The organism is Leclercia sp. 119287 (genome assembly GCF_009734485.1).
GTDB classification, from domain to species: domain Bacteria; phylum Pseudomonadota; class Gammaproteobacteria; order Enterobacterales; family Enterobacteriaceae; genus Enterobacter; species Enterobacter adecarboxylatus_C.
This window is the reverse complement of the sequence record NZ_CP046445.1, coordinates 1,126,708-1,142,043: the sequence shown is the minus strand read 5'-3', so window position 1 is coordinate 1,142,043 and position 15,336 is coordinate 1,126,708. Positions and strand designations below refer to the sequence as shown.

Here is a 15,336-nt window from a genome sequence, read left to right as displayed (position 1 = left end):
GTGTGCCTGATTTTTTACAGTGCCGCTTCGTCGGCTTCGCCTGTACGAATGCGAATAACGCGTTGCAGCTCAGCAACGAAAATTTTGCCGTCGCCAATTTTGCCGGTGTAGGCTGCTTTGCTAATCACGTCGATAACGTCATCCAGCTGATCGTCGGCGATCGCCACGTCAATCTTCACTTTTGGCAGGAAGTTGACGCTATACTCGGCGCCACGGTACAGCTCCGCATGACCTTTCTGTCGCCCAAAGCCTTTCACCTCGGTGACGGTCAGTCCCTGAATACCCATTGAAGAGAGTGCTTCACGCACGTCTTCGAGCTTGAATGGTTTGATGACCACGGTAACCAGCTTCATATATCTCTCCAGTCAGAATTCGGTAATGGCTCGCGAACGGATTAGGTATTGCAAGTGGTGTGCCAGAATTGAAAAGAGAGGGGGGACGAGGCGTGGCGTAGAGAAGGCGAAAAAAAACGCACCATGACAGTGCATGATGCGTTTCATTTTTGCACCAACCGATTCAGCGGCTGGCAGGTTGCTTAATTTTAGTGCATCAGGCGCTGAGCGACTCTTCGCGCGTGCTGGCGGCCAGCTCTTCACCGGCCAGTTGCAGCTGATACATCTGCCAGTAACGCCCTTTCGCCTCAAGCAGTTGCTTATGGGTACCGCGCTCAACCGCCTGGCCGCGATGAAGCACCAGAATGGTATCCGCCTCAACAATGGTCGACAGGCGGTGGGCGATCACCACCAGCGTAGTGTGTTCACGTACCGCGGTCAGCGCCTGCTGGATCGCCTGCTCGGTGCCGGAGTCAATGCTGGCCGTGGCTTCATCGAGGATCAGCACCTGCGGCGTATCAATCAGCACCCGCGCCAGGGCCAGCAGCTGTTTTTGCCCCACGGAGAGGTTATTCCCCTGCTCGCCGAGGCGGGTGTGAATGCCGTCATGCAGGCCACGCGCCAGTTCTGCCAGCTGCACTTTCTCCAGCACGTCCCAAACCTGCTCCTCGTTAAACGGCCGCCCGAGCGTGACGTTGGCGAAGAAGGTATCGGCCAGCACCACCGGATCCTGCTGCACCATCGCCACTCCTTTACGCAGCGCGGCGTGGCTCAGGGTCGAGAGCGGACGCCCGTCGAGGCGAATTTCCCCTTCGGTGAGCGGGTAGTACCCCATCAGCAGGCTGGCGAGGGTACTTTTACCGCTGCCGGTATGGCCTACCAGCGCCACAAAGCTCCGGGAGGGGACCTTCAGATCGATATCCTGCAACACCAGCCGATCGTCGCGATAGGCGAAAGAGACCTTATCAAACTCAATGGTGCCGCTTTGCAGGTCGCGATTGTCATGACCGTAGGCCTGACGCGGACGATCCATCAGCTCAAAGACGCGCTCGCCGGCAACCACCGCCTGTTGCAGCATCGACTGCTGGGTGGTCAGCTCGATCAGCGGCTCGTTAAGACGGCCCAGATAGCTGATAAAGGCATAGAGCACGCCGACCTCAATGGTGCCGCCAGCGGCAAAACCAAACTGCATCAGCAGTCCGCACAGCACCAGTGCCGAGAACAGGCTGAGCAGCGGGCGCAGGAGAAAACCATCCAGCCGCAGGGTCTGCATGCGGGCCATATAGTGGGAGCGGCTGGCCTCGCCCATCCGCTCGCCAAAGCGCTCCTGCTGGCGGAACTGCTGGATAACGCTCATGCCGTTGATAACTTCGTTGAAGCCATCGTTGATATCCGCCAGATAAGCCCGCACGCGACGGACAATCGGCGTGCTGTAGCGCTGGTAGATAATCATCACAATCATCACCGCCGGGAAGATGGCCATCGCCACCAGCGCCATGCGCCACTCGAGGCTGAACATCGCCACCAGCATGGCGCCGACAAGGGCGGCGCTGCGCAGCACCGTGGCGACCACCGTGACATAGAGATCGCGGATCACTTCCGTATCGTTGGTGACGCGGGAGATGATCTGCCCGACGGGCTGGGTATCGAATTCGCTCAGCGGCTGACGCAGGGCGGCATCCATTACGTCGGTACGCAGTTGCTGTACCACCCCAACGGCGGCCTGGTTAAACAGCAGCGACTGGGCATAGTGCAATCCGGCCGCAAGCAGTTGCAAGCCAACATAGGCCACAGCCAGCCCGGTCACCAGGCCGAGCGGGAGATAGTTCTTTGCCACCATATTGTCGATGAAATAGCTGATCAGCAGCGGGCCGGTCACTTCGGCGATCGCCGCAATCCACAGCAACACCACCGCCAGCGAGAGGGGTTTGCGCCACGGCGAGCCATACGCCAGCAGGCGTTTAAGGGTCGGCCACAGCTGGGAAAAACTACGCATCGGCGGCCTCCTCGTTTATGTCCGGCACGTCATCCAGCGCCGCTTCCAGTTGTTGATAGCGATACATATCGCGATACCATCCCGGCTGGTCCGCCAGCTGTTCATGCTGCCCGCGCTGGGCAATATGCCCGTGCTGCATCACCAGAATCTCACTCGCCTCGGTCAGCGCCGACAGACGATGGGCGCTGATAATTACCGTACGCCCTTCCCCCCACTGGCGCAGGTTATGCAGGATCTGATGTTCGGTGCGGCCGTCGACGGCGGAAAGGGCATCGTCGAGGATCAGGATCTCGGCATTGAGCAGCAGCGCGCGGGCAATGGAGATACGCTGTTTCTGCCCGCCCGAGAGCATCACGCCGCGCTCGCCCACTTCGGTTTCATAGCCCTGGGGCAGGCGCAGAATATCCTCATGCACGCTGGCGAGACGGGCGACGTGCTCGATCGCTTCCCGGGTCGCCTGCGGGCAACCCAGCGCAATATTGTTGGCGACAGTGTCGGAGAAGAGGAACGGCGTCTGGCTCACTACCGCCAGCCGGCTGCGCCAGCTATCCAGCTGCAGCTGCGGCAGCGGGATGTCGTGGAAACGGATCTCGCCCTGGTCAATATCAAAGTGGCGCTGGATCAGCGACAGGATAGTGCTTTTTCCGGCGCCCGTTGGGCCACAGATGCCCAACATCTGTCCGGGTTGCAGCCTGAAGCTGACGTTTTCGAGCGTCGCCTGCTCCGTGTGCGGGTAGCTAAAGGCGCGGATAGCAACCTTCAGCTCGCCGCGTCCCTCCGGCACACGTTCGCTGCCATCGTTGACCACTGGCGCTTCGGCAAGCATAGCGCGGATCCGGCTGTAGGCCGCGCTGCCGCGCTCGACGATATTAAACATCCAGGCCAGGGCCAGCATCGGCCAGATCATCAGCCCCAGATACATGGCAAAGCTGGTCAGCTGGCCGAGGGTCAGCGAACCGTTAATCACCATCCAGCTGCCACCGCCAATCGCCAGCAGGTTGGCGGTGCCAATGGCGATATAGATCGTCGGATCAAAGCGGGCGTCGATGCGGGCGACGCGCAGGTTTTTAGCCCCGGTATCCGCGGCATCGGCGGCAAACAGCGCCGACTGGCGATCTTCCAGGCCGAAGGCTTTGATCATCCGGATGCTGGTCAGGCTCTCCTGGGTACGGTCGTTGAGCGAGGAGAAGGCCGCCTGCGCCAGCTTGAAGCGTTCATGCAGCTGGTCGCCGTAGCGTTTGATCGCCAGCGCCATAATGGGCATTGGCAACAGGGTCAGCAGCGTCAGCTGCCAGCTGATCTGCGTGGACATCACAATCAGCACTGCGCAGCCCATCACCAGCGAGTCCACCAGGGTCAGTACGCCCTCCCCGGCGGCAAAGACCACGCGGTCCACATCGTTAGTGGCGCGGGCGATCAGGTCCCCGGTGCGGTGGCGTAGATAAAATTCCGGATGCTGGCGGCTGAGCTGGCGGTAAAAATCCTCCCGCAGTTCCACCGCCAGCTGGTAGGAGGCCCCGAACAGCAGCACGCGCCAGACATAGCGCAGCAGATAGACCACCACCGCCGTCAGCACCAGGGTGCCGATCCACATCATCACCCGTGCGGTGGTGTAATGCTGTTCCGTTACGCCATCCACGACATAGCCCACCACTTTCGGCGGGATGAGCTGCAGAACGGCAATGATAATAAGCAGGGCCACTGCACCGAGATAGCGTTGCCACTCCCGGCGGAAGTACCAGCTTAACTGAGCAAATAATCGCACGCGGTCTTTTCCTGAGGATCGTATTCCGGCAGGGCCGGGAAGTTATTCAATGGGTAAGGCGGTGGTGTATTTTATCTGTTCCATCGCAAAGCTGGAGGTGACATTCGACAGACCTGGCACGCTGTTGACCAGCCGTTTATAGAAATCATCATAGCGTTTCATATCCGCCACCTGAACGCGCATCAGGTAGTCGTATTCGCCCGCCATCCGCCAGAAGCCCAGCACTTCCGGCATCTCCGATACTACGCTGACGAATCCGCAGTACCAGTCGCTGCTGTGGTGCTGCGTTTTTATCAGAACAAACGCGGTCAGTCCAAGCCCCAGTTTTTCAGGATTGAGCAGCGCCACGCGTCCCAGCAGGATGCCTTCGTCTTCGAGTCGCTTAAGGCGTTTCCAGCAGGGCGTGGTGGTCAGATTAACGGCATCCGCCAGCGCCTGCAAAGAGAGGGTGCAGTCGCTTTGAAGTAAGGACAGCAGCTTACGGTCAATTTTATCTAGCATATCCACCCTCCAGAGAAAATTTTTCTCCTTACATTCTATTTTAAAGGCCAGATAGCAACAATTTTTTCTGTGCTTTTCGCTATGCTGGGCACAAAATGACAAACGGATTATCGAGATGAATAGCGCCTGGGTTAAAAACGCCATCAGTGAAATTAACGCCGATTATCAGCGATCGGCGGACACACACCTCATTCGCCTGACCCTGCCGGGTTTTGCCGGTATTCAGCTCTATCTGAAAGACGAAAGCACCCACCCGACCGGCAGCCTGAAGCACCGTCTGGCACGCTCGTTGTTCATTTACGGGCTATGTAATGGATGGATCAAAGAAGACTCGACAATCATCGAATCCTCTTCGGGGTCCACTGCCGTCTCGGAAGCCTGGTTTGCCCGCCTGCTCGGCCTGCCGTTTATCGCCGTTATGCCTTCCTGTACGGCAAAACGCAAAATCGAACAGATCGAATTTTACGGCGGCCGCTGCCACTTTGTTGAAAGCGCCTGCGAAATTTATGCCGCCTCAGAGATGCTGGCCCGGGAGCTGAACGGTCACTATATGGATCAGTTTACTTATGCGGAGCGGGCAACGGACTGGCGCGGCAATAACAACATTGCCGACAGTATTTTCCGCCAGATGCAAAATGAGCCTCATCCGGTGCCGGCCCATATCGTGATGAGCGCCGGGACCGGCGGCACCTCGGCCACCATTGGCCGCTATATTCGTTGCCAGGGCTACGATACCCGCCTGATGGTGGTGGATCCGCAGAACTCGGTGTTTCTCGATTACTGGCAGCAGCGCGACCCTGCCCTGCGCAGCCCGGTGGGCAGCAAAATCGAAGGGATTGGCCGCCCGCGCGTCGAGCCGTCGTTTATCCCTGACGTAGTGGACGAGATGCTCCGCGTGCCGGATGCCGCCAGCGTCGCCACCGCCCACTGGCTGGAAACGCAGCTTGGCCGGAAGGTTGGGGCCTCTACCGGGACCAATATGTGGGGCGCGTTGCAGCTGGCCGCGCGGATGCGGGAGGCAGGACAAACCGGCTCCATCGTTACGCTGTTATGCGACAGCGGCGAGCGCTATCTGGATACCTACTACAACGCAGAGTGGGTGCAGACCAACATTGGCGACGTGACGCCGTGGCTGGCGGAGATTACCCGGCTGGTAAAATAAAAAAAGCCAGACTCTCGTCTGGCTTGCTGGAAGGGTCTCACTATTCGGGGGAATAAGGAAGATCAGGTGTATCCAGCCAATGGGTTAAGAAATGGGACACGGCCTCGTTGCGGCAGTGTCCGATAACCGGTAAATGCGAGAGCTCAGCGATCAGTTGTGGCATCGCATTGCCCATAATCAGGCCGCGGCCCACGCTGCCCAGCATCTCGCGATCGTTCATCGCATCGCCAAACGCCATACACTCCTGCAACGTTAAGCCAAGATGATCGCTCAGCACCGCCAGGGCAGAACCTTTGTTGCACCCGACCGGCAGCACTTCCAGACAATCGATCGCCGAGAAGGTGAGATGCGCGCGACTCCCCAACGCCTCGTTAAGCTGGATGCGCAGGCGGCACAGATCGTCGTGATCGCCACAAAAACAGATTTTGGTCACCGCATGGGCCGGAATACGGCGCAGATCGGTCAGCTGATACTGGAAGCCGCTGTAGACGTGCGCCTCCAGCAGTGCCGGGATTTCCTTTCCGGTCAGCCAGCCGGTGTCGTTAAACACATGAATGCTGGCCTGGGTATCCCAGGTGGTGTGCAGCACCTGCTCCGCCACATCCGGGGCGAGATCCTGACGATAGAGCACCTCCCCCTCCAGAGAGTGAATGCGCGTCCCGTTGCCGGTAATCAAAAAGGCATCAAGGCAGAGCGCGCCCATCAGGTGGCGCATCTCCAGCACATGTCGGCCCGTGGCAAAAGTGAGCGTAATGTCGCGCTCGTGCAGCCGCTTAAGCACGCTCAGCGTCTTGTCGCCTAAACGGTGGTCCGGCATTAACAAGGTGCCGTCCATATCAAATGCAGCCAGCCGCGCCATGGGAACTCCGAAAAATGTGAGGGGGTTAACTTGTGCATCAGTATTGCGTGATATATACGGAAGTAATACTGAATAGATAAAAATTATTGTTCCGGGTTTCCTATGCGCCAGCTCAATCGACTTAATCAGTACCAACGGCTGTGGCAACCCTCAGCCGGTTCGCCACAGCAGGTGAGCGTGGCTGAACTGGCCAGCCGCTGTTTTTGCAGTGAACGACACGTGCGTACGCTCTTGCGTCAGGCCCAGGAGGCGGGCTGGCTAAGCTGGCAGGCCCAGTCCGGGCGCGGTAAGCGCGGCGAGCTGCGCTTTCACGTCACGCCGGAATCATTGCGCAATACGATGATGGAACAGGCGCTGAAAAACGGCCAGCAGCACAATGCCCTGGAACTGGCCCAGCTGGCACCCCAGGCGCTGCGCGCCCTGCTGCATCCTTTTCTCGGTGGGCAGTGGGAGAACAACACCCCGACGTTACGCATTCCCTATTACCGGCCACTCGATCCGCTCTATCCGGGCTTTTTACCCGGACGTGCCGAGCAGCATCTGGTCGGGCAGATCTTTTCCGGCCTGACGCGGTTCAACGACACCAGCAGCGAGCCGGGGGGCGACCTGGCACATCACTGGGAGATCGCCGCTGATGGATTACGCTGGCACTTCTACATTCGCTCCACGCTGCACTGGCATAACGGTGACAAAGTCGAGGCGGCCCAGCTACAGAGCCAGCTGGCACGACTGCTCACCCTGCCCGCGCTGCGTAAACTGTTTAACAGCGTCAAACAGATTGAGGTGACCCACCCCCAGTGCCTGACCTTCGTGTTACATCAGCCGGATCACTGGCTGGCGCATCGCCTGGCAAGCTACTGTAGCCGTCTTGCCCACCCCGAACAGCCCCTGACGGGGAGCGGGCCGTTTCGGCTGGCGATCTTCGATGCGGATCTGGTCCGGCTGGAAAGCCACGAGCAATATCATCTGGGACATCCGCTGCTGAAAGCGATTGAATACTGGATCACTCCCCAGCTTTTTGCCCAGGATTTAGGCACCAGCTGCCGTCATCCAGTGCAGATCGCCATTGGCGAGCCGGAGGAGCTTGCCAGTCTGCGGCTGGTCAGTAACAGCATCAGCCTTGGTTTTTGCTTTCTCACGCTGAAGCAGAGCGACAGATTAAGCGAGGCGCAGGCCCGCAGGCTGATCGACATCATTCATCACACCTCGCTGCTGCATACGCTGCCGCTGGACGAGAATCTCATTACCCCAACCCAGGAGTTGCTGCCGGGCTGGTCAATCCCACAGTGGCCGCAGGCGAACACCACCGCTCTGCCGACGGCGCTCACCCTGATTTACCACCTGCCGGTGGAGTTACACACCATGGCGGAGCAGCTTAAACGCTATCTGGCCCATGAAGGCTGTCAGCTGACGGTGATTTTTCATGACGCGAAAACCTGGGATGGCTGCACTGCACTGCCGGATGCCGATATCATGATGGGCGACAGGTTGATTGGCGAGGCCCCGGAATATACCCTGGAGCAGTGGTTGCGCTGCGATACTCTCTGGCCGCACCTGCTCAGCGCCCCGCAGTTTGCGCATCTGATGGCAACCCTGGATGCGGTTCAGGTTCTGCCCGACGCCGCAGCGCGCCATCTGGCGTTGAAAGAGGTGTTCTCCCAATTGATGGAGCGTGCCGTCCTGACGCCGCTCTTTAACTATCAGTATCAAATCAGCGCCCCGCCGGGGGTAAACGGCATCCGCCTGAATCCGCGCGGCTGGTTTGATTTTACCGAGGCCTGGCTACCGGCCCCGAAAACGTGAAGAAGCTGGTCGCCGCCACGGGCAGACGTTACCATAGGTTTTTAACCGTCCAAGTTGGGAAGATTTATGAAACGTGCCGTTGTCGTGTTCAGTGGAGGTCAGGACTCCACGACCTGTCTGGTTCAGGCTCTGCAGCAATATGATGAAGTCCACTGTGTGACTTTTGACTATGGTCAGCGCCATAGCGAAGAAATTGAGGTCGCGCAGAAACTGGCGGTGAAACTCGGTGCACGGGCGCATAAGGTTCTGGATGTCACCCTGCTCAACGAACTGGCGGTGAGCAGCCTCACCCGCGACAGCATTCCGGTGCCGGATTACGAACCGGATGCCGAAGGGATCCCGAATACCTTCGTGCCGGGACGTAATATTCTCTTCCTGACCCTGACTGCCATCTACGCTTACCAGGTGAAAGCCGAGGCGATCATTACCGGCGTGTGCGAAACCGACTTTTCCGGTTACCCGGACTGCCGCGACGAGTTTGTGAAAGCCCTTAACCATGCCGTGAATCTGGGGATGGCCAAAGATATCCGCTTCGAAACGCCGCTGATGTGGCTCGATAAAGCCGAGACCTGGGCGCTGGCCGATTACTGGGGCAAGCTGGAGCTGATACGTAACGAAACGCTGACCTGCTACAACGGCATTCAGGGCGATGGCTGTGGCCAGTGCGCTGCCTGTAACCTGCGTGCCAACGGTCTGAACCACTATCTGGCCGATAAAGCCGGAGTGATGGCAGCCCTGAAAAAGAAAACCGGTCTTAACTGATCCGGGCCAGTCTGCCGGGGGAAGTCTCCGCTTCACCCGGCATCAGAAGCGGCGTTATTTGATTAACAGCTCCAGCTTCTCACGTAACTCTCCTTCCAGCGGCAGCGCTTTTTGCGTTTTTAGATCAATGCAAACAAAGGTAATTAACGCATCTGCCACCACCTGCCCTTCCGGCTCGAGAGTTACTACCTGACTCAACACTCCACTTTTACCGTTCAGCTGTTGTAGCTGGCTGGTGACGGTGAGGAGATCGCTGAGGACTGCGGGACGGCGATAGTTAATGTTAATGTTCGCCACCACAAAGGCGATACGCCGCTCGGTCATCCACTGAAAGCTGTCGCTGTTTTCCAGCCCTTCCCAGCGCGCCTCTTCGAGAAACTCAAGATAACGAGCGTTATTAACGTGTTGATAAACATCAAGGTGGTAGCCGCGTACTTTGATTTGGGTCTGCATAGCGCAATAGCCTTAAGAGTTGTTATTTATAAGATTCAGAGGTCATAACTGGTATGACCTCTTTATCCTGGCAAATTTTTGCCACTGTGCAAGTGATTACAGCGTCAAATACGCAAGGTTACGCTCCACCAGCGCTCCGCCCATGCCGGGCACCTGCTTGAGATCGTCGAGGGTTTTAAACGGGCCGTATTCTTCACGGTAGCTGACGATCGCCTGGGCTTTCTTCAGCCCCACGCCGTTCATCACCCGCGCCAGCGCCTCCGCCGAGGCAGAATTGATGCTGATCCGCCCCTTCTCCGCTTCCGCCGCTTTCGACTGCTGGGGTGATGTGGCGAGGGGTGGCGCATCAGACTTGCCTTGTGCGGCCTGCGTTTTGGCGGCTGGTGTCGCCGCCAGCGCGCAGTGGCTCATTCCTGCAGACGCAAGGGCAAGCGTAATAAAAAGGGCTTTGATTCCAGGTTTCATGCTGTTTTCTCCTTGTTTGTTGACAGCCCACTCACCATAAACGGGCCGCTTTTGCGGGACAAACAGCAGATTGCAGAAATGGAAAAGGCCGCGAAAGCGGCCTTTTAGTGTTGCAGTACGTTGCTCAAATTTGCGAGCAGCAACGTAATTACTGCTGGGTGATGATATCGCCCAGCTTGATTTTGGCTTCTTTACGCAGGTTGCTCATCAGTGCTTCGAAAGCAATTTGCGCGTTGTTCTGGGTGATACCCTGAACCATTGCTTTCTTCTGCGCTTCCGGCATGGTGCCCGCTTTCACTTCGTCCAGCGCCAGAACTACTACGTTGCCCTGCATATCGTTGGCGATACCGAAGCTTGGCTTGTCTTTTGCCGGCAGGCTCAGACCGAATGCCGCCTGGCTGATCGGATCCTGACCGGTACGGCTCAGCGTTTTGGCCTCGCCAAAGCTCAGGCCAGCCGCTTTCAGCGCCTCGTCACCTTTACCGGCTTTCAGCTCAGCCAGCAGCTTCTCAGCGTCCAGCTTCGCCTGTTGCACGGCTTTGTTATGCTTAACCAGCGCTGTAATCTGATCTTTCACTTCTTCCAGCGGCTTGATCGCTTCAGGCTTGTGCTCGCTCACGCGCAGCACAAAGGCGCGGTCGCCGTCGACGGTGATGATGTCAGAGTTGCTGCCCGGGGTGCCGTTTTCGCCTACCAGACCACCATTGAAGATGGCATCCGCAACCGGTTTGAAGTTCAGCTCTTCCGGCAGGTTGTCATGACCAAACCAACCGGTAGTCACCGCTTTTGCACCCGCAGCCTGCTCAGCGCCGACCAGCGACTCGTTGTCATTGCTGGCCGCGTCGCTCACTTTCTGCTGCAACGCATAGAAACCATCCAGCGCTTTCTCCTGCTTCACTTTCGCCGCGATATCATCGCGAACGTCAGCCAGCGGTTTGGTGGTCGCAGGGGTGATGTCATCCAGACGCACCACCAGGAAACCGACAGAGGATTTAATCACACCAGAAAGTTGACCTTTCTCTTTCAGGCCGGCATTTTTCAGCTCGTCCGGTGTGGTGCCCTCTTCCAGCCAGCCCATATCACCGCCGTTTTTGGCAGAGATGATGTCGGTAGATTTCTCTTTCGCGACCGTCGCGAAGTCGGTGCCTTTGTTCAGCTCGTCCAGTGCTTCTTTGGCCTCGGCTTCAGTTTTAGTCTGAATGATGCTGAAACGGTTACGCTGTGGCTGGGTAAACTGATCCTGATGCTGATCGTAGTAGGACTGGATCTCCGTATCGGTTGCGTTTTCCTGCATCGCAGCCGCATCCAGCTTGATGTAGCTCACGCGGAACTGCTCCGGGGAGGTAAAGTTGTTTTTGTTCTGCTCGTAGTAGCTTTTCACCTCTTCGTCGCTCGCCTGCTGTTTCGCAGCAAGGGCGTTAACGTCGAAAGTGGCTTCACGCACGATGCGCTGCTGAGAAACCAGCGTCGCCAGCTCATCCGCTTCGCCTTTGAGCATGAAATCCGTACCCACCACGGCGTTGATCAGCTGCTGAGTGGTCAACTGGTTACGCAGCGCCTGAGCGTATTGATCCGGCGTCATCCCCATCTGATTCACGATCGCGTTATAGCGGGTATTATCGAATTTGCCGTCATTCTGGAAAGCCGGGGTAGAGAAAATGGCTTTCTTGACCTGATCGTCGCTGATGCTCAGACCGATTTCACGAGCGTACTGATCCAGCAGCGCTTCGTCGATAAGACGGTTAAGCGTCTGCTGACGCAGGTTTTTCATGTACCCTTCATTCGCCGCCAGCTCAGAGAACTGATCGCCCAGCTGTTGCTGCATGCGGTTACGTTCACCGGCAAATGCATTCTCAAACTGCCCACGGCTGATTTCCTGGTCGTTCACTTTTGCGGCGTAGTTTGCACTACCGCCAATCAGGTATCCGCTCACGCCGGTCAAAATGAACGACACGATAATGATACCGAAAATAATCTTGAGCACGAGACTGTTAGCAGCCGTGCGTAAGCTGTCCATCATGGTGTAACCACACTCCGCTGTAGGTGACTGGTGACCTGACGCTGGCGGAAATCCTGACCGCAGCGCGTAAAGACGTATTGTGACAAGAAACCGGGGCGATTGTCAGCCCACAACTCGCATAAACTCACATAAATCAGGCCTGGACAAACAAAAAAGGCACATCAAATGATGCGCCCTTGTACTTTTCGACTTCCCTGACGTAAGAAAGCGATCAGTTTACTGCGTCTTTCAGCGCTTTGCCGGCGCGGAAGCCCGGAACTTTAGCAGCAGCGATGGTGATCTCTTTACCGGTCTGAGGGTTGCGGCCAGTACGGGCAGCACGCTCTTTAACAGCAAAAGTACCAAAACCTACCAGCGCCACGTCGTCCCCAGCCTGCAGAGATTCGGTAACAGAAGCAATCAAAGCATCTAACGCACGTCCAGCCGCAGCTTTGGAGATATCAGCACCCGCAGCAATTTTGTCAATCAGTTGAGATTTATTCACTCTTCTCTTCCTCTCTTTATAATTTATATCGCGCCTGAATCCTTCAAAACGCGACCGCGCAGCAGTTATATCAGGCCTGCCATGACCTTACAACACCCGTTGTTGATGGCTGGCCCAATCAGCAATCTAAATTAGCTATACAAAAAAAGGCTGGCAAGCCCGAAATCGCTCACCAGCCTTGTTTTTATTGACGCTCTTTGCGCGAGGTCACTATTTTGCGGTTACAACCTGCATTCCGTAAGGCTCGTTCTGCAGTGCAAGGGTCAGAACTTCCTCAATACGTTTCACCGGATGGATATCCAGATCGGCGATAACGTTATCCGGAATCTCTTCCAGATCGCGCTTGTTTTCATACGGGATCAGGACCGTTTTAATGCCGCCGCGGTGAGCTGCCAGCAGTTTTTCTTTCAAGCCGCCAATCGGCAGAACCTGGCCACGCAGGGTGATTTCGCCGGTCATCGCCACATCAGCACGCACCGGGTTGCCGGTCAGGCAGGACACCAGGGCGCTACACATTGCGATACCCGCGCTCGGGCCATCTTTCGGCGTTGCCCCTTCCGGCACGTGAACGTGAATGTCGCGTTTTTCGTAAAAGTCCGGATTAATACCCAGTTTTTCCGCACGTGCGCGCACCACGGTCAGCGCAGCCTGAATGGACTCCTGCATCACTTCACCCAGCGAGCCGGTGTAGGTCAGCTTACCTTTACCCGGCACACAGGCGGTTTCGATGGTCAGCAGATCGCCGCCCACTTCCGTCCACGCCAGACCGGTCACCTGACCGACGCGGTTTTCGCTGTCCGCACGGCCATAGTCGTAACGCTGGACACCCAGGTATTCGTGCAGGTTGTCGCCATTAATCACAATGTGCTTCAACGTCTTGTCGAGCAGCAGCTGTTTCACCGCCTTACGACACAGCTTGGAGATTTCACGCTCCAGGCTACGCACGCCCGCTTCACGGGTGTAGTAACGAATAATGCCGATAATCGCGCTGTCATCAACGGTCAATTCGCTCTCTTTCAGGGCGTTACGTTCAATTTGCTTCGACAGCAGGTGACGGCGGGCAATGTTCAGTTTTTCGTCTTCGGTGTAGCCAGAAAGACGGATCACCTCCATACGATCCAGCAGCGGGGCCGGGATATTCATGGAGTTGGAGGTCGCCACGAACATCACATCGCTCAGATCGTAGTCCACTTCCAGGTAGTGATCGCTGAACGCCACGTTCTGCTCAGGATCCAGCACTTCCAGCAGGGCTGAAGCCGGATCGCCACGCATATCGGAGGACATTTTGTCGATCTCATCCAGCAGGAACAGCGGGTTTTTAACCCCCACTTTTGCCATTTTCTGGATCAGTTTGCCCGGCATTGAACCGATATAGGTTCGACGGTGACCGCGGATTTCCGCTTCGTCACGCACGCCGCCCAGCGCCATACGGATGTACTTACGTCCGGTCGCTTTAGCAATGGACTGGCCCAGGGAGGTTTTACCCACCCCCGGCGGCCCCACCAGGCACAGAATTGGGCCCTTGAGCTTGTTAACACGGCTCTGAACCGCGAGATACTCAAGGATACGGTCTTTGACGCGCTCCAGACCGTAGTGGTCGGTATCCAGGATCTCCTGGGCCTGACGCAGGTCTTTTTTGACCTTGCTGCGGGCGTTCCATGGAACCTGAACCATCCACTCGATATAGCCGCGTACAACCGTCGCTTCCGCTGACATCGGAGACATCATTTTCAGCTTCTGCAGTTCTGCTTCGGCCTTCTCTTTTGCCTCTTTCGGCATTTTCGCCGCGTCGATCTTACGCTTCAGCGCTTCGTTTTCGTCCGGTGCGTCATCCATCTCACCGAGCTCTTTCTGAATGGCCTTCATCTGCTCGTTCAGATAGTACTCACGCTGAGATTTCTCCATCTGCTTTTTCACGCGGTTGCGAATGCGCTTCTCAACCTGCAGCAGATCGATTTCAGACTCCATCATCGCCATCAAATATTCCAGACGCTCGTTAACGTCGGACATCTCCAGCACGGACTGTTTGTCAGCCAGCTTCAGCGGCATGTGCGCTGCGATGGTATCAGCCAGACGTGCAGGATCGTCGATGCTGTTCAGCGACGTCAGCACTTCTGGTGGGATTTTTTTGTTCAGCTTGATATAGCCTTCAAACTGACTGATTGCGGTGCGAACCAGCACCTCCTGCTCACGCTCGTCAAGCTGAGGCGAGTCCAGGTATTCGGCTTTTGCTGCGAAGTGTTCGCCATCATCAGATAGCGTGGTAATACGCGCACGCTGCAGCCCCTCGACCAGCACCTTCACGGTGCCATCAGGCAGCTTCAGCATTTGTAAAATAGAGGCCACGGTCCCGACGGTGAAAAGATCGTTTACACCCGGCTCATCCGTTGATGCTTCTTTCTGCGCAACCAGCATGATTTTTTTATCATGATCCATGGCGGCTTCAAGGCAACGGATAGATTTTTCCCGCCCTACAAATAAGGGTATGACCATGTGCGGATAAACCACCACATCGCGCAACGGCAATACGGGGATTTCAATGCGTTCAGAACGCTCAGGATTCATAGAGCTCTCTCTTAGTTTAGTGTCCGCCAGGTAATCAGGTTGCAGGACTGTGCTTCATGCAACCATTAACATGTAATCCAGTATATGGGGATGATTCCCACACATTCAACGCCATGTTTACGGAAAAATAAAAGGGGGGATTAAATCCCCCCTTTTTGATTAACTGCTT

13 protein-coding genes are annotated in these 15,336 nt (G+C 56.7%); 3 read left to right on the top strand and 10 right to left on the bottom strand.

Annotated features, from left to right (window positions below):
- Positions 1–14: 14 nt before the first annotated feature.
- The 4 genes from glnK to GNG27_RS05540 form a co-directional block, all read right to left on the bottom strand.
- A complete protein-coding gene (glnK, locus tag GNG27_RS05555; protein WP_142488449.1) occupies positions 15–353 on the bottom strand; it encodes a P-II family nitrogen regulator in 339 nt (112 codons plus the stop codon).
- Positions 354–549: 196 nt separating this feature from the next.
- Entirely contained in the window at positions 550–2,328 is a 1,779-nt protein-coding gene (locus GNG27_RS05550) for a SmdB family multidrug efflux ABC transporter permease/ATP-binding protein (protein ID WP_142488448.1), read from the bottom strand.
- Complete coding sequence (locus tag GNG27_RS05545; RefSeq protein WP_156263097.1) at positions 2,321–4,093, bottom strand: SmdA family multidrug ABC transporter permease/ATP-binding protein; 1,773 nt, start codon at positions 4,091–4,093, stop codon at positions 2,321–2,323. The genes GNG27_RS05550 and GNG27_RS05545 overlap by 8 nt, the downstream gene beginning before the upstream one ends.
- 42 nt (positions 4,094–4,135) lie before the next feature.
- Positions 4,136–4,594: an Lrp/AsnC family transcriptional regulator gene (locus GNG27_RS05540; protein WP_197090565.1), complete on the bottom strand. Its 459-nt coding sequence runs from the start codon at positions 4,592–4,594 to the stop codon at positions 4,136–4,138.
- A gap of 115 nt (positions 4,595–4,709) precedes the next feature.
- On the opposite strand from GNG27_RS05540, the gene GNG27_RS05535 reads away from it, so the two are divergent.
- On the top strand, positions 4,710–5,756 hold the full coding sequence (locus GNG27_RS05535; RefSeq protein WP_156263095.1) for a PLP-dependent cysteine synthase family protein: 1,047 nt from the start codon (positions 4,710–4,712) through the stop codon (positions 5,754–5,756).
- Positions 5,757–5,796: 40 nt separating this feature from the next.
- Here the strand turns inward: GNG27_RS05535 and cof are convergent, their stop codons facing one another.
- Positions 5,797–6,615, bottom strand: a complete 819-nt coding sequence (gene cof, locus GNG27_RS05530; RefSeq protein WP_142488444.1) for an HMP-PP phosphatase — start codon at positions 6,613–6,615, stop codon at positions 5,797–5,799.
- A 102-nt stretch (positions 6,616–6,717) separates the two neighbouring features.
- Here cof and GNG27_RS05525 point away from each other — a divergent pair, with 102 nt between their 5' ends.
- Together GNG27_RS05525 and queC are read left to right on the top strand one after the other, a co-directional pair.
- Entirely contained in the window at positions 6,718–8,418 is a 1,701-nt protein-coding gene (locus tag GNG27_RS05525; protein WP_156263094.1) for an SgrR family transcriptional regulator, read from the top strand.
- Between the two features lie 66 nt (positions 8,419–8,484).
- Entirely contained in the window at positions 8,485–9,180 is a 696-nt protein-coding gene (queC, locus tag GNG27_RS05520) for a 7-cyano-7-deazaguanine synthase QueC (RefSeq protein WP_142488442.1), read from the top strand.
- A 54-nt stretch (positions 9,181–9,234) separates the two neighbouring features.
- Here the strand turns inward: queC and GNG27_RS05515 are convergent, their stop codons facing one another.
- The 5 genes from GNG27_RS05515 to lon form a co-directional block, all read right to left on the bottom strand.
- Positions 9,235–9,633 carry a YbgC/FadM family acyl-CoA thioesterase gene (locus GNG27_RS05515; RefSeq protein ID WP_156263093.1) on the bottom strand — a complete coding sequence of 133 codons (399 nt, stop codon included), beginning with the start codon at positions 9,631–9,633 and terminating at the stop codon, positions 9,235–9,237.
- Between the two features lie 96 nt (positions 9,634–9,729).
- Positions 9,730–10,098, bottom strand: coding sequence for a helix-hairpin-helix domain-containing protein (locus GNG27_RS05510; RefSeq protein WP_142488440.1), 369 nt, complete (start codon positions 10,096–10,098; stop codon positions 9,730–9,732).
- A gap of 148 nt (positions 10,099–10,246) precedes the next feature.
- Positions 10,247–12,118: a peptidylprolyl isomerase gene (ppiD, locus tag GNG27_RS05505; protein ID WP_156263092.1), complete on the bottom strand. Its 1,872-nt coding sequence runs from the start codon at positions 12,116–12,118 to the stop codon at positions 10,247–10,249.
- Positions 12,119–12,329: 211 nt separating this feature from the next.
- Complete coding sequence (gene hupB / locus GNG27_RS05500) at positions 12,330–12,602, bottom strand: nucleoid-associated protein HU-beta (RefSeq protein ID WP_002444653.1); 273 nt, start codon at positions 12,600–12,602, stop codon at positions 12,330–12,332.
- A 210-nt stretch (positions 12,603–12,812) separates the two neighbouring features.
- Complete coding sequence (lon, locus tag GNG27_RS05495) at positions 12,813–15,167, bottom strand: endopeptidase La (RefSeq protein ID WP_142488438.1); 2,355 nt, start codon at positions 15,165–15,167, stop codon at positions 12,813–12,815.
- Positions 15,168–15,336: the final 169 nt, after the last annotated feature.

What these genes read in the sequence shown, in the direction of transcription:
- glnK (WP_142488449.1), bottom strand. Translation starts at nt 353, where the DNA reads ATGAAGCTGGTTACCGTGGTCATCAAACCATTCAAGCTCGAAGACGTG.
- GNG27_RS05550 (WP_142488448.1), bottom strand. Translation starts at nt 2,328, where the DNA reads ATGCGTAGTTTTTCCCAGCTGTGGCCGACCCTTAAACGCCTGCTGGCG.
- GNG27_RS05540 (WP_197090565.1), bottom strand. Translation starts at nt 4,594, where the DNA reads ATGCTAGATAAAATTGACCGTAAGCTGCTGTCCTTACTTCAAAGCGAC.
- GNG27_RS05535 (WP_156263095.1), top strand. Translation starts at nt 4,710, where the DNA reads ATGAATAGCGCCTGGGTTAAAAACGCCATCAGTGAAATTAACGCCGAT.
- cof (WP_142488444.1), bottom strand. Translation starts at nt 6,615, where the DNA reads ATGGCGCGGCTGGCTGCATTTGATATGGACGGCACCTTGTTAATGCCG.
- GNG27_RS05525 (WP_156263094.1), top strand. Translation starts at nt 6,718, where the DNA reads ATGCGCCAGCTCAATCGACTTAATCAGTACCAACGGCTGTGGCAACCC.
- queC (WP_142488442.1), top strand. Translation starts at nt 8,485, where the DNA reads ATGAAACGTGCCGTTGTCGTGTTCAGTGGAGGTCAGGACTCCACGACC.
- GNG27_RS05515 (WP_156263093.1), bottom strand. Translation starts at nt 9,633, where the DNA reads ATGCAGACCCAAATCAAAGTACGCGGCTACCACCTTGATGTTTATCAA.
- GNG27_RS05510 (WP_142488440.1), bottom strand. Translation starts at nt 10,098, where the DNA reads ATGAAACCTGGAATCAAAGCCCTTTTTATTACGCTTGCCCTTGCGTCT.
- ppiD (WP_156263092.1), bottom strand. Translation starts at nt 12,118, where the DNA reads ATGATGGACAGCTTACGCACGGCTGCTAACAGTCTCGTGCTCAAGATT.
- lon (WP_142488438.1), bottom strand. Translation starts at nt 15,167, where the DNA reads ATGAATCCTGAGCGTTCTGAACGCATTGAAATCCCCGTATTGCCGTTG.